The sequence below is a fragment of the Burkholderia perseverans genome (assembly GCF_022870505.1).
Classification (GTDB): Bacteria; Pseudomonadota; Gammaproteobacteria; order Burkholderiales; family Burkholderiaceae; genus Burkholderia; species Burkholderia plantarii.
Window position 1 is genome coordinate 1,165,509 of the sequence record NZ_CP045094.1, and the last position, 25,194, is coordinate 1,190,702.

Genomic DNA, 25,194 nt, shown 5'->3' on the forward strand with positions numbered 1-25,194 from the left:
AGTTCAGTCAATCAGGCCAATTATAAAAATCGCCTGCTGACGAATCACCGAAGTCGTTTTTGATGCGCGCGCTTTTCTCGAACTGGTTAAGCCAAACATCTCCACGCTCCCTTCGTCACCGCATAGTCAAGGATTTGTGAAATGAGCCAGAACGAAATAAAGCGCGTCTTCACCCTTCAGAAGAAGAACCAGCGCAAGATCAAAGCGACGACCGCAGACGAGCGCATCCGGACGCTCGTGCGGCTGAAGGATGCCCTGATCAAGTACCGCCCCGAGGTGAACGCCGCGCTGGCTGCCGACCTCGGCCGCAAGCAGCCCGACGACGCTCGGGGCGAGATCGGCTTGGTGGTCGCAGGCATCGACCATGCCGTCGCCAATCTTGCCGAATGGATGAAGCCGACGAATGTGCCCTCAGCGGAAGACACGGACGCGATGGTCCGCTACGAACCGCGCGGTACGGTGCTGCTGTTCACGCCGTGGAATTTCCCGATCGACCTGCTATTCGAACCGCTGACCGCTATCGTCGCGGCCGGCAACACCTGCATCGTCAAGACCAACGAGATGACGCCGGAGGCCGGCAAGATCGCGGCAAAGATCATCCAGGAAACCTTTGACGAGGCGCATGTGGCGGTGTTCGAGGGCGACGTATCGCTCGCCAACGAGCTGCTTGAACTGCCCTTCGACCACTTCTTCCTGACCGGAAGCCCGCGCGTCGGCCAGCTTGTGATGACGGCAGCGGCCAAGCACCTGGCGTCGGTCACCCTCGAACTCGGCGGCAAGTGCCCCGCAGTCATCGACAAGGATTACCCGATGGCGGCTGCGGCCCCGTGGATCGCCTATGGCGCGACCATGGACATGGGCCAGACCTGCCAGTGCGTCGACTATGTCGTCCTGCCGAAGGGGCGCTTTGACGAATTCAAGGTGGCGGTGTCCGGCGTGCTTCAGAACATCTGGTACAAGGACGGCGAATACAATCCCGACGCCATGGCGCACTTCGTCAACCTGGCCAACTTCAAGCGCGTGAAGGGCTACATGGACGAAGCCGTGGCGCGTGGCGCCGAGATCGCCCTGGGCGGCCGCGCCTTCGAGGACAAGCTCGCGATCGAGCCCACCCTGCTGCGCAACGTGCCGCTCGATACGGCGATCATGCAGAACGAGATCTTCGGCACGGTCATTCCCGTGATCGAGTACGAGGACATCGAGGAGGTCTATGACTTCGTCGATGCGACCGGCAAGCCGCTGAACCTCTTCGTCTACTCCAACAACGCCACGTTCGTCGAACACGTCGTCGATAACATTTCAGCGGGTAATACCAATGTGAACTCGTGGGTGAAGAACCTCTTCAACAACGATCTGCCCTTCGGCGGCGTCAATAAGAGCGGCACGGGCCGATATCACGGCGTCTACGGCTTCCGTGAACTCTCAAACCAACGGGCGATGGTCTACACGCGCTAAATCATCGAGTCACTTTTTCACCCAACATAGGAAATCATAATGTCAAAGACTTGGTTCATTACAGGTGCGAGCAGCGGCTTTGGCCGACAGCTCACCGAATTACTCTTGGAGCGCGGTGATCGCGTCGCCGCGACGGTACGCAAGCCCGATGCGCTTCAGGATTTGAAAACCGCGCATGGCGATCGGCTCTGGGTCGGCCTTCTCGACGTCGTGGACACGGCAGCGATCCGGTCGGTCATTACGAAGGCGTTCGCTGATCTCGGGCGGATCGACGTCGTGGTTAGCAACGCGGGCTATGCGCTTTCCGGTGCGGCCGAGGAGCTGGCGGACGAGCAAATCAGGCGTCAGATCGACACCAATCTGATCGGCTCGATCCAGGTCGCGCGGGCGGTGATCCCGTATCTTCGTAACCAGGGCGGCGGTCGGATCATTCAGATATCGTCGTCGCTCGGCCAATCGGCTTTCCCGACCACGGGCGTCTATGCCGCGACGAAATGGGCCATCGAGGGTTTCTTCGAAGGCACGATTCCAGAAATCGCCGCCTTCGGCATCGACGTGACGCTCGTCGAGCCGGGCGCTTCGCGCACGGGCTTCGGCGCGGCTATCGTGATGTCCGAACCGGACCCGGTCTATGAGAATACCGGCGCCGGCGAATTTCGCCGCATGGTTGCGGCAGGCGGCCTGGCATTCTGGCCGGGAGACCCGCGCAAGGTCGCGCTGGCGATCATCGCTTCCACGGAGCAAATGCCCGCGCCGAAGCGCCTGACTCTTGGCAGTGACGCCTATCAGATGGTCCATCAGGCTCTCACCGAGAGACTGGCTGCACTGGAAGCCCAAAAGGAGCTGGCGTACAGCACGGACGTCTCCGAAGGCGCCTAACCTGCCTAACGCGCTTTGCGACGAGTTGGAGTCGATGACGAAATCAGGTGAAAATTCATGAGTTATGTTTCGCCACTCAAAGGCCGCCGCGTGCTCATCACGGGCGGATCTTCCGGTATCGGCTTCGCTGTTGCTAAGCGCGTTATTAGCGTCGGCGGATCGGCAGTCCTGATCGGAAGGGACGAAGCGAAACTTGCTACAGCCATCCATGAGTTAGGTGCCGCGGCGACTGCGATAGCTCTGGATGTAACTGACGAGAGCGCCGTCGCTGCTGCATTGAGTCAATTTGAATCGATTGACCATATCGTTACGGCGGCAGCAGGTAGCGTTCGCGGAACAATTGTTGACTTGGATATCGAAGCGGCCCGTGCTCTGTTCGAGAGCAAATATTGGGGGCAGTATTATTTTGTGAAATATGGTGCTCCCAGATTATCTGCACGCGGTTCGATCACCTTGTTCTCGGGCTGGATTAGCCGCAAACCAATGGTTGGCACGTCCACGCTGGCCGCCGTCGATGCCGCGATCGAAGCGCTTACCCGGGTCGCATCGCTGGAACTGGGGCCGCTCCGTATTAATGCGATAACACCGGGCATGATCGAGACGCCACTTTGGCGATCCCGGCTGTCGGAAGATGAGCAGCGCGCCTTTTTCGCAACGACAGCCGAAACTCTTCCGGTTGGAAAATCAGGAAGCGCCGATGATGTCGCGCACGCGATCCAGTTCTTCATGGAAAATGGCTTCACTACCGGTGCGGTACTGGATGTCGATGGGGGGCAACGATGACTGATACGATGCGAGCGGTAGTGCTGCGCACGACGGGTGGACCTGAAGTGCTGAAGATTGAATCTCGGCTCGTGCCTCAGCCGCAGCCGGGACAGGTTCTTATTCGAGTTAAGGCGTTTGGACTCAACCGTTCAGAGATGTTCATTCGTAGGGGTGAACATTTCAGACCTGCGTTACCGCGCGTGCTCGGCATTGAGGCCGTTGGCGTGGTCGAGGCGGCTCCCGGTGGAGAGTTCGTGCCTGGCACAGTCGTAGCGACAGCCATGGGGGGTATGGGTGGTCAGTTTGACGGAAGCTATGCTGATTTCACGCTCGTGCCCGCACGTCAGGTGCTAGCAATTAAAGCCACACTTCCGTGGGAAGTGCTTGGAGCGATCCCAGAAATGCTACACACCGCTTGGGGGTCACTGTTTCAGGCGCTTCGACTTGAAACCGGCGAGCGGCTGCTTATCCGAGGTGGCACCACGTCGGTCGGACTCGCGGCGGCGGCTATTGCAAAACGACACGGTGCTTTTGTTGCTGCAACGACTCGTCGCCCTGATCGAGAAAATCTCCTTCGCTCGAACGGTGCAGATCAGGTCTTTATTGATGATGGTCACGTAGCAAACCAAATCGGTGAAGTTGACAAGAATGGTTTCGATAAAGTGCTTGAATTGGTTGGCGCGACAGCACTGAAGGACTCCTTGAAATGCGCGCGACCTCGGGGCATCGTCTGCATGACGGGGTTCGTCGATAACGAGCCGGCATTCAAGGACTTCATGCCTATGGACGCGATTCCCCATACGGTTTGCTTGACGGACTTCCGCACGACGGTCGCCAAATTCGTCGATGCCCCTATCGACGAGATGGCCGATCAAATAGCCCGTGGGGAGTTGCACGTCCCTGTCGGAAGGACGTTCCGCCTGGATGAGATTGTCGAAGCGCATCGCTGTATGGAAGCGAATATGGCCGGTGGAAAAATAGTAGTCTTGCCGTAAAGCTTCCCAACTCGCCGAACGACATACTGGAGTTCGTCTTAGCGGAACGATTTGAAAACTGATCCGATAAAGCTATTTGGCACTCGTATCGAAGTGAATAGGAATGGAGATCAGGCATCTTCGATGTTTTATCGCGGTAGCAGAGGAGCTTCACTTTGCGCGGGCAGCCGAGCGTCTTCATATAGAACAATCTCCATTGTCGCGGGCTATCAAGGAGCTTGAAGAAGACCTAGGCACACAGCTTTTCGTCCGTACCACGCGCAGTACTCGGCTAACTCATGCCGGCAAGCTTTTCCTTGAGCATGTACCGCGGATTTTCATTGCCTTGCAGCAGGCGCGTGACAGCGTGAAGGCTGCCGTGAATGGTTTTCACAGTCAGTTGCGGGTTGCTCTCTCGGATGGCATCCAACCGTCGCGCTTTTCGACGTTCCTAGCGTTGTGCCGCCAGGAAGAGCCAGAAATCGAGATTCGTCTATTCGAGTCTCCACTGGCGCAGCAGATCAAAGGACTACACGACGACCTATACGACGTAGGGTTCTCGCGATCAGATGAAGTCGGTGACGGTATCGTTGCTCAACCCGTTTGGGACGATCCTTTGGTAGTGGCAGTGCCTGCCCGTCATCCTCTGCTGTCCTACAAACGCATCCCTTTAGAGGAGGTGTTGCGTTATCCGTTAGTACTTGGCGATCTTCACGCCTGCGAAGGCTACTCACGGCAAATTGAACGGGTACTGCGACGAGTCGATCAAGAACCCATGATTGCAGAACGGGTGGCATCCGTTGACTTGATGATGGCCCTTGTGGCGGCAGGGTTCGCTTTGGGTCTGGCCGGTGCCTCGCAAATTGCTGCGTGCCACGAACAGAACGTAGTGGCCCGCCCGCTGGCTGGACGCACGCCAATGCTTACTACCTACATACTGCGCCTAGACAGCGAGCCAACGGACCTACTGGCTAGGTTCATCGAGAGAGTCGGCAATCTCGAAGAGTCTTCCGTTGCAATAGTGCCCACCGAATTACCCGATTCCGATACTTCGGAGGAAGTCGAGCCATGAAAACTGTCATGCTGGTGATGCTCGTCGTGTTGCTGGTTGCCTGCGGAAAATCCGAGCCGACTGAAACCGTGGACTCCCTTGTCGCTAATCCCGAGCACTTGAAGGATCTGCGCCAGCAGTGCAAGACGGATCGCGATAAGCTCGGCGACGAACTCTGCAATCGCGTGGCCGAGGCAACGAACCGGCGTTTCCTCGGCAACGGCAAAGCTCCATACACCCCGCCGAAGGACAAGCCGAAGTTCTGATTGTTGCCGTCTCACCTAAAATTTCGATTCCCTGGTTCGATACGCCGCAACGCGTTTTCGCTTGCGGCGTTTTCTTTTTGTTCGCCCCTGCGCGAAATCTTGCTTTTTCCTCGACATTTCTCCCGATAACGGTCTTTGACCACCCCTTGACCTGACGCCAATCCTCGCAACTGCGGCACGCCTTTGTGCCGCGTGTCGCGCAGGAAAAAGCGGAGGCCGGGATGCAAGGTCAAGGCGTGCTGTTCGGGCAGATTGCCGTGGTGTTCGGCATCGTGTTCGCCGGCGTGTGGGCTGCCACACAATGGACAGCCGCTGCCCTGGGCTTCCAACTACGCCTTGGCTCGCCGTGGTTCGACTTTCTCGATACGCCGGTCTATCACCCGTGGCGACTGTTCGAGTGGTGGTTCCTGTTCGATGGCTATGCGCCGCACATCTTCAGCATAGGTGGTGCCATCGCGGGCAGCGGTGGTCTGGTTGCCGCGCTGGTCGCCATCGCCATGTCGGTGTGGCGCTCGCGGCAATCAAAGCTTGTCACGACATACGGCTCGGCACGCTGGGCCGAAGCCGCCGATATACACAAGGCCGGACTCGACCAGTCCGCCGGCGTGTTCCTCGGCCTGCATCACGGGCAATACCTGCGCCATGAAGGCCCGGAACACGTCTTGACCTTCGCGCCGACGCGCTCTGGCAAAGGTGTCGGCCTCGTGGTGCCAACGCTGTTGAGCTGGCCGGCGTCCGCCGTCATCCACGACATCAAGGGCGAGAACTGGAGCATCACCGCTGGCTGGCGCTCGCGCTTCTCGCATTGCCTGCTGTTCAACCCGACCGATGCGAAGTCGGCCGCGTACAACCCGCTGCTCGAAGTGCGGCGCGGCGCGCATGAAGTGCGCGACGTGCAGAACATCGCGGACATTCTCGTTGATCCCGAAGGCGCTCTCGAACGCCGTAACCATTGGGAAAAGACTTCGCACGCGCTACTGGTCGGCGCGATCCTGCATGTGCTCTACGCGGGCGAGGACAAGACGCTGCGCGGCGTCGCCAACTTCCTGTCCGATCCCGCGTGCCCGTTCGAGCTGACGCTGCACCGGATGATGACGACGCGGCACCTGGGCGATGCGCCGCATCCCGTCGTCGCGTCCGCTGCGCGTGAAGTGCTCAACAAGTCGGACAACGAGCGGTCGGGCGTGCTGTCCACGGCCATGTCGTTCCTCGGCCTGTACCGCGATCCCACGGTGGCCGAAGTCACCTCGCGCTGCGACTGGCGCATCGCCGACCTGATCGCGTCCGAACATCCCGTCTCGCTGTACCTCGTCGTGCCGCCGTCCGACATCAGCCGAACGAAGCCACTGGTGCGCCTGATCCTCAACCAGATCGGCCGACGACTCACCGAATCGCTCGACGGCAGCGACGGCATCGCTCGCCGTCACAGGCTGCTGTTGATGCTCGACGAGTTCCCGGCGCTGGGCCGGCTCGACTTCTTCGAGACGGCGCTCGCCTTCATGGCCGGCTACGGCATCCGCAGCTTCCTGATCGCGCAGTCGCTCAACCAGATCGACAAAGCCTACGGCCAGAACCATTCCATCCTCGACAACTGCCATGTCCGGGTGACGTTCGCCACCAACGACGAACGCACCGCCAAGCGCATTTCCGAAACGCTCGGCACCGCAACCGAACTGCGTTCGCAGCGCAACTACGCCGGCCACCGGCTCGCGCCGTGGCTCGGGCACCTGATGGTGTCGCGCCAGGAAACCGCGCGCCCGCTGCTGACGCCGGGCGAAGTGATGCAGCTCCCGCCCGACGACGCCGTGGTGATGGTGTCCAGCGTGGCACCGATCCGCGCGAAGAAGCTGCGCTATTACACCGACGCCAATTTCAAGCGCCGCGTGCTGCCACCGCCCGCGCTCGCCGCCGGGCGCTACGCCGATGTGCCGCCGGCTCGCCCCGACGACTGGAGCGCGCTGGCGATTCCCGCCATGCCGGCAACGCCAGCCGTTGCCGCCGACCTGTCGGGCACCGGCACCGTCGATGACGGCGGCCCGCGCCGGCAGCCGGAACTCTCCGAGGTCGCCGAATACAGCCCCGAACCGCAGCCTGCCGGCACCGACCTGGCGCTGCTCGATGACGACGACGACCTGCCGTTGCCCGCTTTTCCCTCTTCCCCCCGCCAGCTCGACCCGGCCATGCAGCGCACGGCCCGGCTGGCGTCTCTCGACCAACAGGACGGGATCGAACTATGAGCCAGTACCGCCTCAACCTGTTCATTCCGCGCGAACACGCCAAACGACTCGACGAGCTAGCCGCCAAGAAAGGCGTGTCCAAGTCGTCCATCGTCGCGGCGGCGCTCGCGTCCTGGCTGTCGCCCGATGCCGGCGACCAGCGCGAGGCGGCGATTGCCAAACGGCTCGACCGGCTCACGCGCCAGTTCGAGCGGCTGGAGCGCGACCAGAACATCGAGATCGAGACGCTGGCGCTGTTCGTCCGTTACTTCCTGACCGTCAGCACGCCCGTTCCCGAAGCGCACCAGGACGCGGCACGCGCGCAGGGCAAAGCGCGTTTCGAGCAGTTCGTCGAACAGCTCGGCCGGCACCTGCTGCGCGGGCGCAGCCTCGTGCGTGACGTAGTGGACGAACTGAACCCCGACGCCGTGCGGTTCGACGATGCGGCGGCGCAGGCCGAAGCGCAGGAGCGTGCTTCATGAGCGCGCAACCGCAATCCTTCGCCAGCACCTCGCTCGACCGGCGCATCCGCATGTTGCGCACGGCGATGGGGCCGGTTATCGCCGCCGCGCTCGAAGACCCGGACGTGGTGGAAATCATGCTCAACCCCGATCGCTCCCTGTGGGTCGATCGGCTGTCGTCCGGTCGCGCGCCGCTGGGCGTGGAGCTGTCCGAAGCCGACGGCGAACGCATCATCCGCCTGGTCGCCGCACACGTCGGTGCGGAAGTGCATCGCGGCCAGCCGTTGTTGACCGCCGAGCTGCCCGAAACCGGCGAACGCTTCGAGGGCATCCTGCCGCCAGCGTCTCCCGGCCCGGCGTTCGCGCTGCGCAAGCGCGCCGTGGGCGTGATCCCGCTCGATCGCTACGTCGCCGACGGCATGATGACCGACGCGCAGGCGACGTTCCTGCGCGATGCCGTGCGCGAGCGGCAGAACATCCTGATCGCGGGGGGCACCAGTACCGGCAAGACCACGCTCGCCAATGCCTTGCTCGCGGAAATCGCCGCTACGGGCGATCGCGTGCTGGTGCTCGAAGACACCATCGAACTGCAATGCACGGCGCGCGACCACGTTCCGCTGCGCACGCGCGCGGGCGTCGTGTCGATGACCGAGCTGGTACGCGCCACGATGCGCCTGCGTCCCGATCGCGTGATCGTCGGCGAAGTCCGTGGCGGCGAAGCACTGGATCTCATCAAGGTCTGGGGCACCGGCCACCCCGGCGGCATCGCCACGATCCACGCCGGCTCCGCCGTCGGCGCACTGCTGCGCCTGGAACAACTGATTCTCGAAGTGGCCGTGAACCCGCCTCGCGCGCTGGTCGCCGAGGCGGTCAACGTCGTCATCCACATCGCCGGCCGCGGCCGCAAGCGCCGCATCGAGAGCATCGCCCGCGTCATCGGCTTCGACGGCGAGGGCTACCGCCTGGCGGATGCGCTGGAGCTGTCGCCGCATCCCGAACTGCCTTTCCCGTCCCCCGACCACTCTGGAGAACTGCCATGACGCAGATGCACGTTGCTGCTTTCTGTTTTTCCGTGAATCCGCTTTCCATTCTCGCGCGCTTGCGTCGCCTGGCCGGGCCGGCACGCCACGGGCTGATGCTCGCCGTCGTCATGCTGATGGCGGCCGGCACGGCGAAGGCGTCGGGTTCGTCGATGCCGTGGGAAACGCCGCTGCAATCCATCCTCGACTCGATCCAGGGGCCGGTCGCCAAGATCGTCGCGGTGCTCATCATTATTTCGACGGGTCTGGCGCTCGCCTTCGGCGACACCAGCGGCGGATTTCGCAAGCTCATCCAGATCGTGTTCGGGTTGAGCATCGCGTTCGCGGCGTCCTCGTTCTTCCTGTCGTTCTTCAGCTTCTCCGGCGGGGCTGTCGTATGAGCACGGCCAACGACCTGCCGGGCTTCGAGGTGCCACTGCATCGGTCGCTCACCGAACCGATCCTGATGGGCGGTGCGCCGCGCACCGTGGCGATCGCCAACGGCACGCTGTCCGGTGCCGTGGGTCTCGGCCTGCAACTGTGGATTCCCGGCATCGCGCTATGGATCGTCGGCCATTCGCTCGCCGTGTGGGGTGCGCGCGTCGATCCGCAGTTCATGCAGGTGTTCGCCCGGCACCTGAAGCACAAGCCGCTGCTGGACGTGTGAGGAGGATGCCGCGATGCTCAACCTCGCCGAATACCGCCAGCGTCCGGCCTTGCTTGCCGACTGGCTGCCGTGGGCCGGACTGGTCGCGCCAGGCGTCGTGCTGAACAAGGACGGCAGTTTCCAGCGCACCGCGCGCTTTCGCGGCCCCGACCTCGACAGCGCCACGCAAGGCGAACTGATTGCCACCACGGCCCGACTGAACAACGCGCTGCGCCGGCTCGGCGCGGGTTGGGTGCTGTACGTCGAAGCCGAACGCCGCACGGCGGCGGACTATCCGCACTCGGATTTCCCCGAACCGCTGTCCTGGCTGGTGGATGAAGAACGCCGCGCGACCTTCGAGGAATCGGGCAACCACTTCGAGAGCGGCTACCACCTGACGCTGCAATACCTGCCGCCCGAGGAGTCCCGTGCGCGTGCGGCGAAGCTGCTCTACGAGAACACGCCAACGGCCGGCGTGGACTGGCGCGAGCGCCTGACCGCGTTCGTCGCGGAAACCGCGCGCGTCTTCGATCTGCTCGACGGCGTGATGCCGGAAATAGACTGGCTCGATGACGGCGAAACGCTGACCTATCTGCACGCGACCGTCTCGACGCGACGCTTTCGCGTCGGCGTGCCGGAAATACCGTTCCACCTCGACGCGCTGCTGGCCGACATGCCGCTGATCGGCGGCCTCGCACCCATGCTCGGCGACCAGCACCTGCGCATCGTGACCGTGCGCGGTTTTCCGACCTCGACCTGGCCGGGAATTCTCGACGACCTCAACCGGCTCGGTTTCGCGTATCGCTGGAGCACGCGGTTTATCTGCATGGACAAGTCGGAGGCCGAAAAGGAACTCGGCCGCCTGCGCCGGCAGTGGTTCGCCAAGCGCAAGAACGTCCTCGCGTTGCTGCGCGAAACGATCTTCCAGCAGGAAACCCCGCTCGTTGACACCGACGCCAGCAACAAGTCGGTCGATGCGGACGCCGCGATGCAGGAACTCGGCAGCGATCAGGTCGCCTATGGCTTTGTCACGGCAACCGTGGCGGTGCTCGATGCCGAGGCCGATACGGCCGACGAGAAGCTGCGCATGGTGGAGCGCGCGATTCAGGGCCGGGGCTTCGTGACGATTCCCGAAACCCTCAATTCGGTAGAGGCGTGGCTGTCGGCCGTGCCTGGCAATGCGTATGCGAACGTGCGCCAGCCCATCGTCTCGACGCTGAACCTCGCGCATCTGATGCCGGTGTCGGCAGTATGGGCCGGGCCGGAGAAGAACGCGCATCTCGATGGCCCGCCGCTGATCGTGACGCGCACCGAAGGCGCGACGCCGTTCCGGCTCGTCACGCACATCGGCGACGTGGGCCACACGCTGATCGCTGGCCCGACCGGCATGGGTAAATCCGTCCTGCTCGCCACGCTGGCGATGCAGTTCCGTCGTTATCCCGGTGTGCGCATCTTCGCTTTCGACATGGGCCGCTCGATGCGGGCAACCGTCCTGGGCCTGGGCGGCGAGCACTACGACCTCGGCGCGGATGGGTCGATCGCGTTCCAGCCGCTCGCCCGCATCGACCGCGAGGGCTACCGTACCTGGGCGGCCGAATGGGTCGAAGGCCGTCTGCTGCATGAAGGCGTCACGGTCGGCCCGGACGAGAAAGCCGCCATCTGGTCGGCACTCGGCAGCCTGGCCGGTGCGCCGCTCGAACAGCGCACGCTCACGGGCCTGTCGGTGCTCTTGCAATCCAATGCGCTGCGCCAGGCGCTCGCGCCGTATGTGCTCGGCGGCGCACATGGCCGGCTGCTCGATGCCGACCACGACCGGCTCGGTGCGGCCGACGTGCAGTGCTTCGAGATGGAAGAACTGATGCACAGCAAGGCCGCGGTGCTGGCCGTGCTCGGCTATCTGTTCGCGCGCTTCGACGAGCGATTCGACGGTGCGCCGACGCTGCTGATCCTCGACGAATCCTGGCTGTTCCTCGATGCCCCGGTGTTTGCCGCACGCATTCGGCAATGGCTGAAGACGCTGCGCAAGAAGAACGTTAGCGTCATCTTCGCCACGCAGTCGCTCGCGGACATCAAGGATTCGTCGATCGCACCCGCGATCATCGAGAGTTGCGCGAGCCGCATCTTCCTGCCGAATCCGCAGGCCACCGAGCCGCAGATTCGCACGATCTACGAAGGCTTCGGCCTCAACAGCCGGCAGATCGAGATCGTCGCCACCGCGCAGCCCAAGCGCGACTACTACTACCAGTCCATCGCGGGCAACCGCCTGTTCGACCTCGACCTGGGGTCGGTCGCGCTCGCATTCGCGGGTGCCTCCACGCCGCAAGACCAGCGCGACATCGACGGTGTGCTGGCCGATGCCGGCGTGCCGGGCTTCGCCGGTGCCTGGCTGCGCCATCGCGGCCTCGATTGGGCCGCCGACCTGCTGCCGTCCGCGCCATCCGCCGCGTCCTTCCTCGCTTCCCAGTCGCTGGAGAACTCGCCATGAAAATCCGTTTTCTCGCCCTGGCTGTCGCAGCCTTCGTCGGCGTCATGCCGGCCGCGCACGCGCAATGGGCCGTCATCGACGCGACCAACCTCGTGCAGAACACGATGACCGCCGCGCGCACGCTGGAGCAGATCAACAACCAGGTCCGACAACTTCAGAACCAGGCGCAGTCGCTGATAAATCAGGCTCGCAACTTGGAGAGCCTGCCGTTCAACGTAGTTGGCCGGCTGCAATCGACACTCGCCACCACGCAGCAGCTTATCGCGCAGGCGCAGGGGCTGGCGTTCCAGGTGCAGAACATGGATCAGCAGTTCGCGCGCCTGTATCCGACGCAGTACGCGGCGACCACGAGTAGCAACCAGATGTACCAGGACGCACACGAGCGTTGGCAGAACTCGCTCACCGGCTTGCAGACCGCGATGCAGATGCAGGCGCAGGTGTCGCAGAACCTGACCGACGATCAGGGCGTGCTGACCGATCTCGTCGGCCAGAGCCAATCGGCGACTGGCGCGCTGCAAGCGCAGCAGGCGACCAACCAGCTTCTCGCGTTGCAGGCCAAGCAATCCATCCAGACGCAGCAGCTCCAGCTCACGCAGGGACGTGCCGCGTCGCTGGAACTGGCGCGGCAGGCGGCGGCCGTCGAACAGGGCCGTCTTATCACGCAGCGGTTCCTCGGCACCGGCACGACGTACACGCCGGAATCAGTGAGCTTCTACGGGAACTGACGGGCACAGCCATGACACGCGCACCTGTCCTCATCGTCTTGTGCCTGCTGGCTGGCTGCGACCGGCCGCAGGCGCTCTCGGTCGATGCGCTAGCAGCCGACCCGACGCGGCTGCACACGCTCGTCGCGCAATGCCGTCGCGGCGAACACGACGGCGCGTTTTGCGCGCAGGTGACGCAGGCGAACGTGCGGCGCTTCTTCTCCGGGCATGTCGGCCCGGACGAATACCAGACGCTTGCCGACCTGCCGCCGATTCCAGCCACGTTCGACGGGCCAGTGCCGGCTACGAATGAAGGAGAAACGCCATGAACGACGTTTCGATCATCGACCATTTCCTCAACGTCTTTTCCACCTACATCGACAGCGGATTCGGTCTGCTGCACGGCGAAGTCGCGTTCCTGACCGCGACGCTGGTGGTGATCGACATGACGCTGGCCGGGCTGTATTGGGCGCTCGGCCATGCGACCGGCCAGGGCGAAGACGTGCTCGCCAAGCTGATCCGCAAGGTGCTCTATGTCGGTGCCTTCGCCTACATCATCGGCAACTTCAACTGGCTGGCCGGCATCGTGTTCCGTTCGTTCGCGGGCCTCGGCCTGACCGCGACCGGCTCGGCCGTGAGCATGGAGACGTTCCTGCAACCGGGGCATCTCGCCAAGACCGGCATCGACGCCGGTATGCCGATCCTCCAACAGATCGGCGATATGGCCGGCTTCCCCGAAGTTTTCATCAACATCACGCCCATCGTCGTGATGTTCCTCGCGTGGTTCACCGTCATCGTTAGCTTTTTCGTGCTGGCAGTGCAGCTCTTTATCACGCTGATCGAGTTCAAGCTGACTACGCTCGCGGGTTTTGTGCTGGTGCCGTTCGCGCTCTGGAACAAGACCGCGTTCCTCGCCGAAAAGGTGCTCGGCAATGTCGTGTCGGCCGGCATCAAGGTGCTGGTGCTGGCCGTCATCGTCGGCATCGGCACGGGCCTGTTTGCCCAGTTCCCGACGACGCCGGCCGAACCGTCCATCGACCACGCGCTGGTCGTGATGCTGGCCTCGCTCGCCATGCTCGCGCTCGGCATCTACGGGCCGGGCATTGCGACCGGCCTTGTGTCTGGTGCGCCGCAGCTCGGCGCGGGCGCGATGGCCGGTGCGGCGCTGGGCGCCGCCGGAACTGCCGTTGCTATCGGCGCTGCCGCTACCGGCGTCGGTGGTGCGGTAGTGGCTGGCGCACGTATGGCGCCGGCCGCCGCCAGTGCGCTCGGCAAGGGCGCGCGCATGGCCGCATCCACGGCGGGCAGTGCTGGCGCGGCATTTCAGGCCGGCTCTGCTGCTGCCGGAGGTGGCGCGAAAGGCGCAGCAGCGGGCCTTGGCAACGTCGCCAGAACCGGCGCGCAGGCGGTCGGCCAGAAGGCCGCTACCGGTGCGCGTTCGTTCGGACAGCGTGCCGCAGCCGCGTTCCGGCCGGACAGTGCCGGGCCGGCGGCTGGCGGCAGTGCTTCGCCCGGTGCTGCCGCATCGGCCTCTGGCCAGACCGCAGCCGGCGATGCGCCGACCAATCCCGCCGACCAGAAACAACCCACCTGGGCCAAGCGGCTGCATCGCCGCCAGCAGATCAGCCATGCCGCGAGTACGGCCGCACACACGCTGCGCGGCGGGGATGGCGGCGGGTCGGGACAAGGCCCAAGCCTGGGCCAGCCCGACGAATGACGTGACCTTTTGAGGAGAACCTGCCATGCGATTCAAGCGACCCCAGGTGCGCTACGCCAGTACGCCGCAGCCTGCCACTCCGTATCAGTCCGCCGCGCAGGTGTGGGACGAGCGCATCGGCTCGGCGCGCGTGCAGGCGAAGAACTGGCGCCTCATGGCCTTCGGTTGTCTCGCGCTCGCGCTGCTGATGGCGGGCGGCCTGGTCTGGCGCTCCACGCAGTCGATGGTTACGCCTTACGTGGTGCGCGTCAGCGATGCGGGCCAGGTGTTGGCCGTCGGAGAAGCCAAGACGCAGTACAACCCGCGAGATGCGGACATCAGCAAGTTCTTGGAGGACTTCATCAAGTTGACCCGCTCGCTTTCCATCGACCCGATTGTTGTCCGCCAGAACTGGATCGAAGCCTACAACTACACCACCGATCGCGGCGCGGCTGTTCTCAACGACTACGCGAGCAGGAACGACCCCTTTGCTCGCGTTGGCAAGGAGTCGGTGACGGTCGAGGTCGTCAGCGTGGTTCGCGTCAGCGACATGTCGTTCAACGTGCGCTGGAACGAACAGCACTACGTCAACGGTGCAGCGGCAGCGAAGCCCGAACACTGGACGGCGGCCATCACGCTTGTCCACCAAACCCCGCACACGGAAGAACGGGTGCGGAAGAACCCCCTGGGACTCTACGTGCATGGCCTGTCGTGGAGCCGTGATCTGGATGTTGCCGAAGGAGCCAAACCATGAGCCCGTCTTTCCGTTTTTACGCTTTCGTGCTGACGCTCGCGGCCCTGTCGGGCTGCGCCTCGCCGGGCAAGCCACCGCCGCATATCTCGCTCGACGAGCCGGTGCAGGCGCAGCCACAACCCGAGCCGCCCAAGCCGGTCGAAGTGGTGGAGGTGCCGAAGGTGCTGCCGATGCCGGCGCAGATGAAGCCGCTGCCCGATGCAACCGACGCGAAGCCAGCACCGGAACCCGCGGACGAAGCCGCGCGCGTGTCACGCGCCAATGCCGAAGCACGCATGGCACCGACGCGCGAGGGCTACGTCAATGCGATCCAGGTGTGGCCCTTCAGCGACGGCGCGCTGTATCAGGTCTATACCGCGCCGGGGCGCGTGACCGTGGTTTCGCTCCAGCCCGGCGAGGAACTGGTGACGGTCGCGGCCGGCGACACTGTGCGCTGGATCGTCGGCGACACGTCCAGCGGTGCCGACAGCGATCTGCGCGTCAATCTGCTGGTGAAGCCAATTCGCTCGGGCCTCAAGACGAATCTGGTCATCACGACGAGCCGGCGCACCTACCTGATCGAGCTGACCTCGACGGAGAAGACATGGATGGCGTCCGTGTCCTGGGAATATCCGAAAGACCAGATACTGGCCTTGCAGCATCAGGATCAGGCCGCACAAGCCGCCGCGCCCGTCGATACCGGCCTGTCGCTGGAGAAGATCCGTTTCCGCTACGCGATCAGCGGCAGCAATCCGCCGTGGAAGCCGCTGCGTGCCTTCGACGATGGCGAGAAGGTCTATATTCAGTTCCCGCCGGGCATCGCCCAGGGCGATCTGCCGCCGCTGTTCGTGATCGGCGCGCAGGGCGACGGACAACTGGTGAACTACCGTTTCCGTGCGCCGTACTACATCGTCGATCGCCTGTTCGGCGCGGCCGAGCTGCGCCTGGGCGGCGACAAGGGCGACGTCGTGCGGATCGAGCGCACGGACAGCGCGCGGGGGAACTGACCATGAGCCAGGACGAAACCCCTGACGTGGCAGGCGTCGCCCCGAAGGTCGCGCCGGAGAACGTGACGTTGCGCGCACAACCGCGTCCGGTGACGCGCCTGAACCGGCGCACGTTGACGATGCTCGCGGGCGGCCTGGCCGTCGCCGTCATGGGCGCGACGATGTGGTCGCTGCAAGCACCGAAGCACCGCGACGCGGGCGACGCGAAGGAGCTCTACAATGTCGATCGGGTAGCAAAGTCGGAAGAACTCGATCAACTGCCGGCCGATTACTCGAAGCTGCCGCCGAAGCCCGCGGCCAACGTGCCGCCCCTCGGGCCGCCGTTGCCGGGCGACCTCGGCCCGGCCATCGTGAACGCGCAACCGCCGTTGCCGGCCATGCCGCCGGGCAACGACCCGGCCGCTGCCGAGCGCGACGCGATGCGCAAGGAGGCCGAGGACGCGGCGGGATCGTCGGTGTTCTTCCGTTCCAGCAGCCAGCACACCGCGGCGGCGCCCACGCAGGCTGTTTCCGCCGCGCCGGCATCGGGCCTGACCGGATTCGACCCACAGGCGGCCGGCCCGGCTTCGACGGCGGCGCAGCCTACCGACCCGACCGCTGTGCAGAACCGGCAAGACCAGAAAGAGGCATTCCAGAAAGCCGGAACTACGGAAACCCGTAATTCCGGCAATCTGCAAATGCCGGCCTCGCCGTATCAGGTGATGGCGGGCACCGTGATTTCGGCGGCGTTGGTGACGGGCATCAAGTCCGATTTGCCGGGCGACGTGATCGGCACCGTGACGGCGCCGGTGTACGACACGGCGACGGGCCGCTATCTGCTGATCCCGCAGGGTTCGCGCATCCTTGGCAAATACAACAGCCAGGTCGCCTACGGGCAGAGCCGCGTGCAGATCGTGTGGAACCGCATCATCCTGCCGGACACGTCTTCGCTCACGCTCGACAACCTGGCCGGTGCCGATCCGGCCGGTTATGCCGGTCTGGAGGATGGCGTCGATTGGCACTGGGGACGCATCCTCGCGGGTGCTGCACTGTCCACCGTGCTGGGTGTGGGTTCCGAGCTGGCCGTCTCGAATCAGGGAAACGCCAATGGCAATACCGTCATCGCGTTACGGGATAGCTCGCAGGACACGGCCAATCAGGTCGGCCAGGAGTTCACGCGCCGCAACCTCAACATCCAGCCGACCTTGACCGAGCGGCCGGGCCTGCCGGTCAGCATTATCGTCAACCGCGATCTGGTGCTGCGGCCGTACCAGCCGTTGTTCTTCAACCGGGGGGCTTCACGATGAGCACTTCGCGCAAACTGCGGCTCGGGCCGCTGCCGAAAACCGAAAGCGTGAAGCTGACTTTCGCGTGTCCAACCACGCTCAAGGCTGACCTCGATCGCTACGCCGCGCTGCACGCGCAGACCTATGGCGAAGCTGTCGATGCCACGGTGCTGATTCCGCATATGCTGGAAGCATTCATAGTGGGGGATCGCATTTTTCGGCGAACGAATCCGGTGCGTGAAGAAGAGTAATAGCTTGAGTGCAGCCGGTCTGCTCAACATGATTCAACTTTTTCACGCACAAAATCATTGTTTTATGCGTGAACATCAAGAATCATGCATACACACAGATGTGGCGGTTTTCGCCGATAGCATCACCAGCCAGCGGGGTGTCCGGTTTGCGAGCCTTCACATGATTTCTGCGTTGGTTGAGCGTTCATTGCATCGACACGGCGACGTCGCCGAGCGTCACGAGCACCTGCACGTCTGACCTGCCGGTGGTCTCTGATCGCAGACTTAGCGGACGACCGGTGGTGTGATGCGCACCAAGCATGAGCCTGCGCCCCACGTCAGAACATCGTGATGCGCCATGTCTGTGCGCGCCTGGGTTCTTTGTGCATCGCCTGACGGGCCGCCGCCTTGAGCGCAAAGCCTTCTAAGGTCATTTGCTATCTCCTGGCACAGATCTTGAGTAGGGTTCCCTCAAACTTGTACACAAGAGGGAATACCAGATGCGCGGATGGACAATTTCAGACTGGCTCAATGCCTACCGTGGCGGAGCAAAGCCGGCAAGCCTGCTGGCCGATCTGCGGGAAGCACTCACGAAGCCCGACGCGGCATGGATTTCGGTCGCCCCATCTGAAATCCTTCAGTCGCAACTTCAGGCGTTGCAGCATCGGCTCGATGCCGTGGGTGGCGACATCGACCGTCTTCCGCTCTACGGCGTGCCGTTCGCGGTCAAGGACAACATCGATGCCGTGGGTTTCGCGACGACGGCCGGTTGCCCCGCATTCGCCTATACCCCGGAAAACGACGCCACGCTGGTCAGGCGGCTGACGGACGCGGGGGCCATCCTGGTCGGCAAGACCAATCTCGATCAGTTCGCGACCGGGCTCGTCGGCGTGCGCACGCCCTACGGCATTCCGTCCAACGCGTTCGACCCGGAGTACATCTCCGGCGGGTCGAGTTCAGGCTCGGCATCTGTCGTCGCACGCGGCATCGTGCCGTTTTCGCTTGGCACGGATACGGCGGGTTCGGGCCGCGTGCCGGCCGGCCTCAACAACATCGTCGGGCTCAAGCCGACACGCGGCGCGTTCAGCAATACCGGTGTGGTACCGGCCTGCCGTACCCTGGATTGCGTCTCGGTGTTCGCAACGACGGTTGAGGACGCGACCCGCGTCTACGACGTCGCGGCATCGCTTGATCTGACCGATGGCCTGTCGCGCGAGGCGCCGCCGTCTTCCCGCCAATGGCGTGTGCCTGCGGCGCCGCGCTTCGCCATTCCCGCAAAGCCGGAATTCTTCGGCGATGCCGTGTCGGAAAAAGCCTTCAAGGCAGCGGTGGCCCACATCGAGGCACTCGGTGCGACCTGCGTGCCGGTCGATTTTTCGGTGTTCGACGAAGTGACCGCGCTGCTTTACGACGGCGCATGGGTGGCGGAACGCTACGCCGCGATCCGTGATTTCGCCGTGGAACACGAGGCCGACATCCATCCCGTCGTGCGCGACATCATCTTCAAGGCGCGCAACTTCTCGGCCGCCGATGCGTTCGACGGCCTCTACCGTCTGGCGGATCTCAAGCGCCGCGCCGACGCACTGCTGATCCAGTTCGACGCGTTACTGGTGCCGACCGCGCCGACCCATTACCGGATTGCCGAACTGCTGGCCGATCCGGTTCGCCTCAACAGCAACCTCGGCAAGTACACGAATTTCGTGAATCTGCTTGACTGGAGCGCGATTGCGGTGCCGGCCAGCCTGCGTGAAGACGGGTTGCCGTTCGGCATCACGCTGATCGGTGACGCATGGCGCGAGAAGGCGCTCGCGGAGTTCGCAGCGTCGTGGCATCAGGCAACGGGGCTCACGCGCGGCGCGACCGGGCTGCCCCTCGCTGCAGGCGACGCGACGAAGCCTGCCGGTAACGCCAGTGCAGCGGATGACACGATCCGTGTCGCCGTTGTCGGCGCCCATCTGCGCGGCATGCCGCTCAATCACGAACTGACCTCGCGCAATGCGCGCTTCGCCGAGGCGACGACTACGGCGGACACGTACCGGCTCTATGCGCTTGCCAATACCACACCGCCTAAACCGGGACTCGCACGCGCGGATGCGGGCGCGCCGATCAAGGTCGAACTGTGGGACGTGCCCGTGGCGGAGTTTGGTTCGTTCGTCGCTGGTGTGCCCGCGCCGCTCGGCATCGGTACGCTTACGCTTGCCGATGGCCGGCAGGTGAAGGGCTTTATCTGCGAGCCCTATGCGCTAAAGGAGGCGCGCGACATCACCGGATTCGGTGGCTGGGCGAGCTACATCGAGAGCCAGCGCGCCAATAACGCACCGTCACGTTCCTGATCCGGGGTTGCCATGTTCGATACTGTTCTGATCGCCAATCGTGGCGAGATCGCGTGCCGCATTGCGCGTACGCTCAAGCGGATGGATGTCCGCTCGGTGGCCGTCTATTCCGATGCGGACCGCAACAGTCTGCACGTGACGGCTGCGGACGTTGCCGTACCGCTGGGCGGCAATACCGCGGCGGAAAGTTATCTGCGCGCCGACCTCATCATTGCCGCCGCGAAGCAGACCGGCGCGCAGGCCATCATTCCCGGCTACGGATTCCTGTCGGAAAATGCGGAATTCGCGGCCCGATGCGAAGCCGAAGGCATCGCGTTCGTCGGCCCGACGCCGCAGCAGATGGAACAGTTCGGCCTGAAGCACGCGGCGCGCGAACTGGCGGAGAAGGCTGGCGTGCCGCTCACGCCGGGTTCGGGTCTGCTGGCCGACGCCGACTGCGCACGTGAAGCGGCGCGCTCGATCGGCTATCCGGTCATGCTCAAGAGCACGGCGGGCGGTGGCGGAATCGGCCTCACGCGCTGTAATGACGAAGCCGAACTCGTTGCGGCGTTCGAGTCCGTGCAGCGCCTCGGGCAGTCGTTTTTTGCCAATGGCGGCGTATTTGTCGAGCGCTTCGTCGATCGCGCCCGTCACGTCGAGGTGCAGATTTTCGGCGATGGCAGCGGTAACGTCGTGGCGCTGGGCGAGCGGGACTGCTCGCTGCAGCGGCGCAACCAGAAGGTGGTCGAGGAAACGCCCGCGCCGAATCTTCCGGACGATGTTCGTTCGCGGCTCCTTGCTGCTGCGGAGAGCCTGGGCCGTTCGGTAGGTTACCGTTCGGCGGGCACGGTCGAATTCATCTACGACGCCGCGAAGCAGGCGTTCTACTTCCTGGAGGTCAACACGCGGTTGCAGGTCGAGCACGCGATCACGGAAAGCGTGACCGGCATCGATCTCGTCGAGTGGATGATCCTCACGGCGGCAGGTGTACCGCCTGCGCTCGACCGGCCGGTGACGCCCCGGGGCGCGTCGATCGAAGTTCGCATTTACGCCGAGAATCCGCTGCGCAACTTCGCGCCGAGTCCTGGCACACTGACCGAAGTGAGCTTTCCGCCTGATGTGCGGGTGGACGGCTGGGTCGAGACCGGCACCGAGGTATCCGCGCACTACGATCCGATGATCGCAAAGCTGATCGTACATGGTGAAGACCGTGCGGCGGCGATCGTCGCGATGGCGCGCACACTGGATGCAACCCGCCTGTCGGGCATCACGACGAATCTGGACTACCTGCGCCGGATCATCGCGAGCGACGGCTTCCGGTCGGGCGACGTGTCCACCCGCTATCTCGACGGCTTTGCCTACCGCCCCGCCGTCATCGAAGTGGTGGACGCCGGAACCTATACGACCATCCAGGACTATCCGGGCCGCGTCGGCTACTGGGACATCGGTGTGCCGCCCTCGGGGCCGATGGACGACTGGGCGTTCCGTCTTGCCAACCGGATCGTCGGTAACGGAGAGAAAGCCGCAGGCATCGAGACGACGGTGCTGGGTCCGACGCTTCGTTTTCACTGCGATACCGTCATTGCACTGACCGGTGCGCCGACCGATGCCGAACTCGACGGGGTGCTGGTTGCATTCTGGTCGCCCGTTCCCGTTCAGGCCGGGCAGACGCTGCGGATCGGCAAAGCGACGAGCGGCTGCCGGACCTATTTGGCCGTGCGCAACGGTCTGGACGTCCCGTTGTATCTGGGTAGTCGTTCCACGTTCGCTCTCGGGCAGTTCGGTGGTCACGCGGGGCGCACGCTGCGTCCGTCTGACGTGCTGCCGATTGCCGATCCGTTGCTGCCCGCGACCGCCGATCTCGCGCCGCTGTACGCCCCCGCACCGTTGCCGTCAGTACTCGTGCCGGCCTATGGGCGCACCTGGGAGATCGGCGTGCTGTACGGCCCGCATGGCGCGCCGGATTTCTTCTCGCCCGCATCGATCGAGAAATTCTTCGACAGCGAGTGGGAGGTTCATTACAACTCGAACCGGCTCGGCATCCGGCTCAATGGTCCGAAGCCCGAATGGACCCGTTCGGACGGTGGCGAAGCGGGTTTGCATCCGTCGAATATCCACGACTGTGAGTACGCGATCGGCAGCATCAACTTTACGGGCGACATGCCGGTGATCCTGACGCGTGATGGTCCAAGTCTCGGGGGGTTCGTCTGCCCGGTGACGATCGCGAAGGGCGAGCTGTGGAAGGTCGGGCAGGTCAAGCCGGGCGACCGCATCCGTTTCCGCGAAATGTCGTTTGACGAGGCACTCGCGCTGGAGCAGCGGCAGGACGCCTTCATTCGCGACTGGAGCGATGCGTTGCTGTGCGGTCCGGCTTTCTCCGCAGAGCGGGGTTCGCCGGTCCTCTTCGAGGCGGCCGCTCAGGGCGACCGGCCGAAGACGGTATTCCGTCAGGCGGGCGACAAGTACATCCTGGTCGAATACGGCGAGAACGTGCTCGACCTGAATCTGCGGTTCCGCATTCACGCGCTGATGGAAGCGCTGAAGACGGGCGCCGTGCCCGGCGTGCTGGAGCTTTCTCCCGGCGTGCGCTCGCTGCAGGTGCGCTACGACAGCCGCATCATCGACCAGAAGGTGCTCGTCGATGCGCTGGCGGCAACCGACGCGACGCTGACCGGTATCGCGACCATGAAGGTGTCGAGCCGTGTCGTGTATCTGCCGATGGCCTGGGAGGATTCCGCGACGCTGGACGCGGTTGCCCGCTATCGCCAGTCGGTACGCGACACGGCGCCGTGGTTGCCGAGCAATACGGAGTTCATCCGCCGGATCAACGGTCTGCAGTCTGCCGACGAAGTGCGCGACACAATCTACCAGACGAGCTACATGGTGCTGGGGCTGGGAGACGTCTATCTGGGCGCGCCCTGCGCGGTACCGGTCGATCCGCGCCATCGCCTGCTCACATCCAAATACAACCCGGCACGGACGTATACGGCGGAGGGAACGGTAGGCATCGGCGGCGTCTATATGTGCATCTACGGCATGGACTCGCCCGGCGGCTACCAGCTCGTCGGACGCACACTGCCGATCTGGAACAAGTTCCTCAAGAACGAGGTGTTTGTCGACGGCAAGCCGTGGCTGCTGCGGTTCTTCGATCAGGTGCGGTTCTATCCGGTCACCGAGAGCGAACTTGACACGCTGCGCAACGACTTCCGGGAAGGGAGGCAGGGCGTCCGTATCGAGGAAGAGGTATTCGATCTCGGCGAATACAACGCGTTCCTGAGGCGGATCGAGCCGGAACTCGAAGGGTTCCGGGCCGCGCAGAAACAGGCGTTCGATGCCGAGGTGGCACACTGGGCAACCCAGTCGTCGGGTGCGGACGAAAGCGGCGAACTGGTCAACGATGCTGTCCCAGACGAGGCGCTGACTGGCTCGGTTGTTGCTGCGGACATCACGGGCAACGTGTGGAAGCTGGTTGTCGAGCCGGGTGCCGCGGTGCGTGAGGGCGATCTGCTCCTGATCCTGGAGGCGATGAAGATGGAGTTTCACATCTCCGCGCCTCACGATGGCGTCGTGAAGGGCATCCACTGTCGTCCCGGTATGATGATCAATGCTGGCGATCCGCTGGTCTCGCTGGAATGACCGTCTCCTGCTAACTGTCTGTGGAATTTTCGATGGTGGACAACGACACGCCGGTCGGACCGGCAAGGAGCGCGAGCAATCTCGCCGCGCAGATATATGCGCAGCTGAAGTCGGACATTTTTGATTTCCGCCTGCTGCCCGGCGACAAATTCAGCGAGGGCGATATTGCGACGCGCATGCAGGTCAGCCGCACGCCGGTCCGGCAGGCGCTGTTCTGGTTGCAGCGCGAAGGATACGTGGACGTGAGCTTCAAGAGCGGGTGGCAGGTCCGTGCATTCGACTTCAAGTATTTCGAGGATCTGTACGAGATTCGCGTGATGATGGAGACCACGGCGATCAGTCGGATCGTCGCGGAGAAACTGAACCTGAAGCTCGATCCGCTGAGGGAAATCTGGTGTGTGCCGGCTAAAAAGCGTGAGCAGGACCCGGCGAAGGCGGCCGCGCTCGACGAGGGATTCCATGCCGGACTGGTTGCAGCGGTCGGCAACCTGGAAATGGCCCGGATGCATTCGGATGTGACTGAACGCATCCGCATCATCCGCCGGCTGGACTTCACGAAGCCGCTGCGGGTTGCCGCGACCTACGAAGAACATGCGGAAATTCTCAAGTCCGTCGGCGCGGGCGATGCCGCACTCGCGCAGAAGATGATCCGTGCTCACATCGGCGAGAGTCAGGCCGAAGTCAAACGCATCACGCTCTACATGATGCAGACCGCCCGCGAACGTTACGCCGCCCAGCAAGGCGCATAGCCCGTCCCGTATACGTGCGCGGCGCACTACGATGGCGCTGTCGCGCACCGACATCACCCTGATCGGGACTTTCTCTTTGATTTGGGCTGCATCGTGCGCCGCGCAATGGTGCCTGTCGGTGCGCCGACCTACCAATGGCAGGCCGGCGTGCGAGGGCGCTCAGTTCGGCGAAGCAGTGCCAGCGCTTTTCACGGCACAGTCGCTAGTGACCTTCTCGCCGTCGCTGAACGAGAACGTCAGTGGGATCGACGCTCCGGCCTGGACCCACTGCTTCGGCTTCTCCAGCATCACGTGATAGCCGCCCGGCGCAAACTTGAGCGTGCCGTTCGCGGGCACAGTGGCCTTGCCGACCATCACCATCTTCGACATGCTGCCGTTGTTCTGTGTCTGATGCAGCATCGCCATTCCGAAGGCCGGTGTTTGCACGCCGGTCAGGTCGACCGGCTTGTCGCTCATGTTCATCACGCTGAAATAGCCACCGGACGGCAGGTTGCCGGGCAAGGCGCGGACCCAGCAGTCCGATATCATCACGGACGAAGCGGGCGCGGCGAATGCCGTTGCGGAGCCTGCACAGAGTGTGGCGGCGAGAACGAACGTTTTCTTCATCAGGATTTTCATCATTGTCTCCGGTTGGAGTGAAGGTTC

The 25,194-nt window shown here is 63.7% G+C and carries 24 protein-coding genes; 23 read left to right on the forward strand and 1 reads right to left on the reverse strand.

Annotated features, from left to right (window positions below; genetic code table 11):
- Positions 1–141: 141 nt before the first annotated feature.
- From BpN12_RS19900 to BpN12_RS20010, 23 genes are all read left to right on the forward strand, one after another.
- On the forward strand, positions 142–1,455 hold the full coding sequence (locus BpN12_RS19900) for an aldehyde dehydrogenase family protein (RefSeq protein WP_246797175.1): 1,314 nt from the start codon (positions 142–144) through the stop codon (positions 1,453–1,455).
- A 39-nt stretch (positions 1,456–1,494) separates the two neighbouring features.
- A complete protein-coding gene (locus BpN12_RS19905; protein WP_246797176.1) occupies positions 1,495–2,334 on the forward strand; it encodes an SDR family oxidoreductase in 840 nt (279 codons plus the stop codon).
- Positions 2,335–2,391: 57 nt separating this feature from the next.
- Positions 2,392–3,117: an SDR family oxidoreductase gene (locus BpN12_RS19910; RefSeq protein ID WP_246797177.1), complete on the forward strand. Its 726-nt coding sequence runs from the start codon at positions 2,392–2,394 to the stop codon at positions 3,115–3,117.
- A complete protein-coding gene (locus BpN12_RS19915) occupies positions 3,114–4,094 on the forward strand; it encodes a zinc-binding alcohol dehydrogenase family protein (RefSeq protein WP_246797178.1) in 981 nt (326 codons plus the stop codon). Before BpN12_RS19910 ends, BpN12_RS19915 begins: the two co-directional genes overlap by 4 nt.
- Positions 4,095–4,197: 103 nt before the next feature.
- Entirely contained in the window at positions 4,198–5,145 is a 948-nt protein-coding gene (locus BpN12_RS19920) for a LysR family transcriptional regulator (RefSeq protein ID WP_246797179.1), read from the forward strand.
- Positions 5,142–5,390 (forward strand): EexN family lipoprotein, encoded by a 249-nt coding sequence (locus tag BpN12_RS19925; RefSeq protein ID WP_246797180.1) that lies wholly within the window; start codon positions 5,142–5,144, stop codon positions 5,388–5,390. Before BpN12_RS19920 ends, BpN12_RS19925 begins: the two co-directional genes overlap by 4 nt.
- Before the next feature lie 221 nt (positions 5,391–5,611).
- Complete coding sequence (locus tag BpN12_RS19930; protein WP_246797181.1) at positions 5,612–7,627, forward strand: conjugal transfer protein TraG; 2,016 nt, start codon at positions 5,612–5,614, stop codon at positions 7,625–7,627.
- A complete protein-coding gene (locus BpN12_RS19935) occupies positions 7,624–8,088 on the forward strand; it encodes a ribbon-helix-helix protein, CopG family (protein ID WP_246797182.1) in 465 nt (154 codons plus the stop codon). Before BpN12_RS19930 ends, BpN12_RS19935 begins: the two co-directional genes overlap by 4 nt.
- A complete protein-coding gene (gene trbB, locus BpN12_RS19940; RefSeq protein ID WP_246797183.1) occupies positions 8,085–9,107 on the forward strand; it encodes a P-type conjugative transfer ATPase TrbB in 1,023 nt (340 codons plus the stop codon). Before BpN12_RS19935 ends, trbB begins: the two co-directional genes overlap by 4 nt.
- The gene (locus BpN12_RS19945; protein ID WP_246797184.1) at positions 9,104–9,487 is read left to right on the forward strand and encodes a TrbC/VirB2 family type IV secretion system protein; all 384 of its coding nucleotides are present in this window, start codon (positions 9,104–9,106) and stop codon (positions 9,485–9,487) included. The genes trbB and BpN12_RS19945 overlap by 4 nt, the downstream gene beginning before the upstream one ends.
- A complete protein-coding gene (locus BpN12_RS19950; RefSeq protein ID WP_094854453.1) occupies positions 9,484–9,753 on the forward strand; it encodes a VirB3 family type IV secretion system protein in 270 nt (89 codons plus the stop codon). Before BpN12_RS19945 ends, BpN12_RS19950 begins: the two co-directional genes overlap by 4 nt.
- 13 nt (positions 9,754–9,766) lie before the next feature.
- The gene (trbE, locus tag BpN12_RS19955; RefSeq protein ID WP_246797185.1) at positions 9,767–12,217 is read left to right on the forward strand and encodes a conjugal transfer protein TrbE; all 2,451 of its coding nucleotides are present in this window, start codon (positions 9,767–9,769) and stop codon (positions 12,215–12,217) included.
- Entirely contained in the window at positions 12,214–12,942 is a 729-nt protein-coding gene (gene trbJ / locus BpN12_RS19960; protein ID WP_246797186.1) for a P-type conjugative transfer protein TrbJ, read from the forward strand. The genes trbE and trbJ overlap by 4 nt, the downstream gene beginning before the upstream one ends.
- A gap of 11 nt (positions 12,943–12,953) precedes the next feature.
- Positions 12,954–13,250 (forward strand): EexN family lipoprotein, encoded by a 297-nt coding sequence (locus tag BpN12_RS19965; protein WP_246797187.1) that lies wholly within the window; start codon positions 12,954–12,956, stop codon positions 13,248–13,250.
- Complete coding sequence (gene trbL, locus BpN12_RS19970) at positions 13,247–14,638, forward strand: P-type conjugative transfer protein TrbL (RefSeq protein ID WP_246797188.1); 1,392 nt, start codon at positions 13,247–13,249, stop codon at positions 14,636–14,638. The genes BpN12_RS19965 and trbL overlap by 4 nt, the downstream gene beginning before the upstream one ends.
- A gap of 25 nt (positions 14,639–14,663) precedes the next feature.
- Complete coding sequence (trbF, locus tag BpN12_RS19975; RefSeq protein WP_246797189.1) at positions 14,664–15,371, forward strand: conjugal transfer protein TrbF; 708 nt, start codon at positions 14,664–14,666, stop codon at positions 15,369–15,371.
- Complete coding sequence (gene trbG / locus BpN12_RS19980; RefSeq protein WP_246797190.1) at positions 15,368–16,357, forward strand: P-type conjugative transfer protein TrbG; 990 nt, start codon at positions 15,368–15,370, stop codon at positions 16,355–16,357. Before trbF ends, trbG begins: the two co-directional genes overlap by 4 nt.
- Before the next feature lie 2 nt (positions 16,358–16,359).
- A complete protein-coding gene (locus BpN12_RS19985; RefSeq protein WP_246797191.1) occupies positions 16,360–17,643 on the forward strand; it encodes a TraB/TrbI/VirB10 family type IV secretion system protein in 1,284 nt (427 codons plus the stop codon).
- Entirely contained in the window at positions 17,640–17,873 is a 234-nt protein-coding gene (locus BpN12_RS19990; protein ID WP_246797192.1) for a DUF2274 domain-containing protein, read from the forward strand. Before BpN12_RS19985 ends, BpN12_RS19990 begins: the two co-directional genes overlap by 4 nt.
- Positions 17,860–18,111, forward strand: coding sequence for a hypothetical protein (locus BpN12_RS19995; protein ID WP_246797193.1), 252 nt, complete (start codon positions 17,860–17,862; stop codon positions 18,109–18,111). Before BpN12_RS19990 ends, BpN12_RS19995 begins: the two co-directional genes overlap by 14 nt.
- 241 nt (positions 18,112–18,352) lie before the next feature.
- Positions 18,353–20,185, forward strand: a complete 1,833-nt coding sequence (atzF, locus tag BpN12_RS20000; RefSeq protein WP_246797194.1) for an allophanate hydrolase — start codon at positions 18,353–18,355, stop codon at positions 20,183–20,185.
- Positions 20,186–20,197: 12 nt separating this feature from the next.
- A complete protein-coding gene (gene uca, locus BpN12_RS20005; protein ID WP_246797195.1) occupies positions 20,198–23,800 on the forward strand; it encodes an urea carboxylase in 3,603 nt (1,200 codons plus the stop codon).
- Between the two features lie 32 nt (positions 23,801–23,832).
- Positions 23,833–24,549 carry a GntR family transcriptional regulator gene (locus tag BpN12_RS20010; RefSeq protein ID WP_246797196.1) on the forward strand — a complete coding sequence of 239 codons (717 nt, stop codon included), beginning with the start codon at positions 23,833–23,835 and terminating at the stop codon, positions 24,547–24,549.
- Positions 24,550–24,708: 159 nt separating this feature from the next.
- On the opposite strand, the gene BpN12_RS20015 is transcribed toward BpN12_RS20010, so the two are convergent.
- Positions 24,709–25,167 carry a copper chaperone PCu(A)C gene (locus BpN12_RS20015; protein ID WP_246797197.1) on the reverse strand — a complete coding sequence of 153 codons (459 nt, stop codon included), beginning with the start codon at positions 25,165–25,167 and terminating at the stop codon, positions 24,709–24,711.
- Positions 25,168–25,194: the final 27 nt, after the last annotated feature.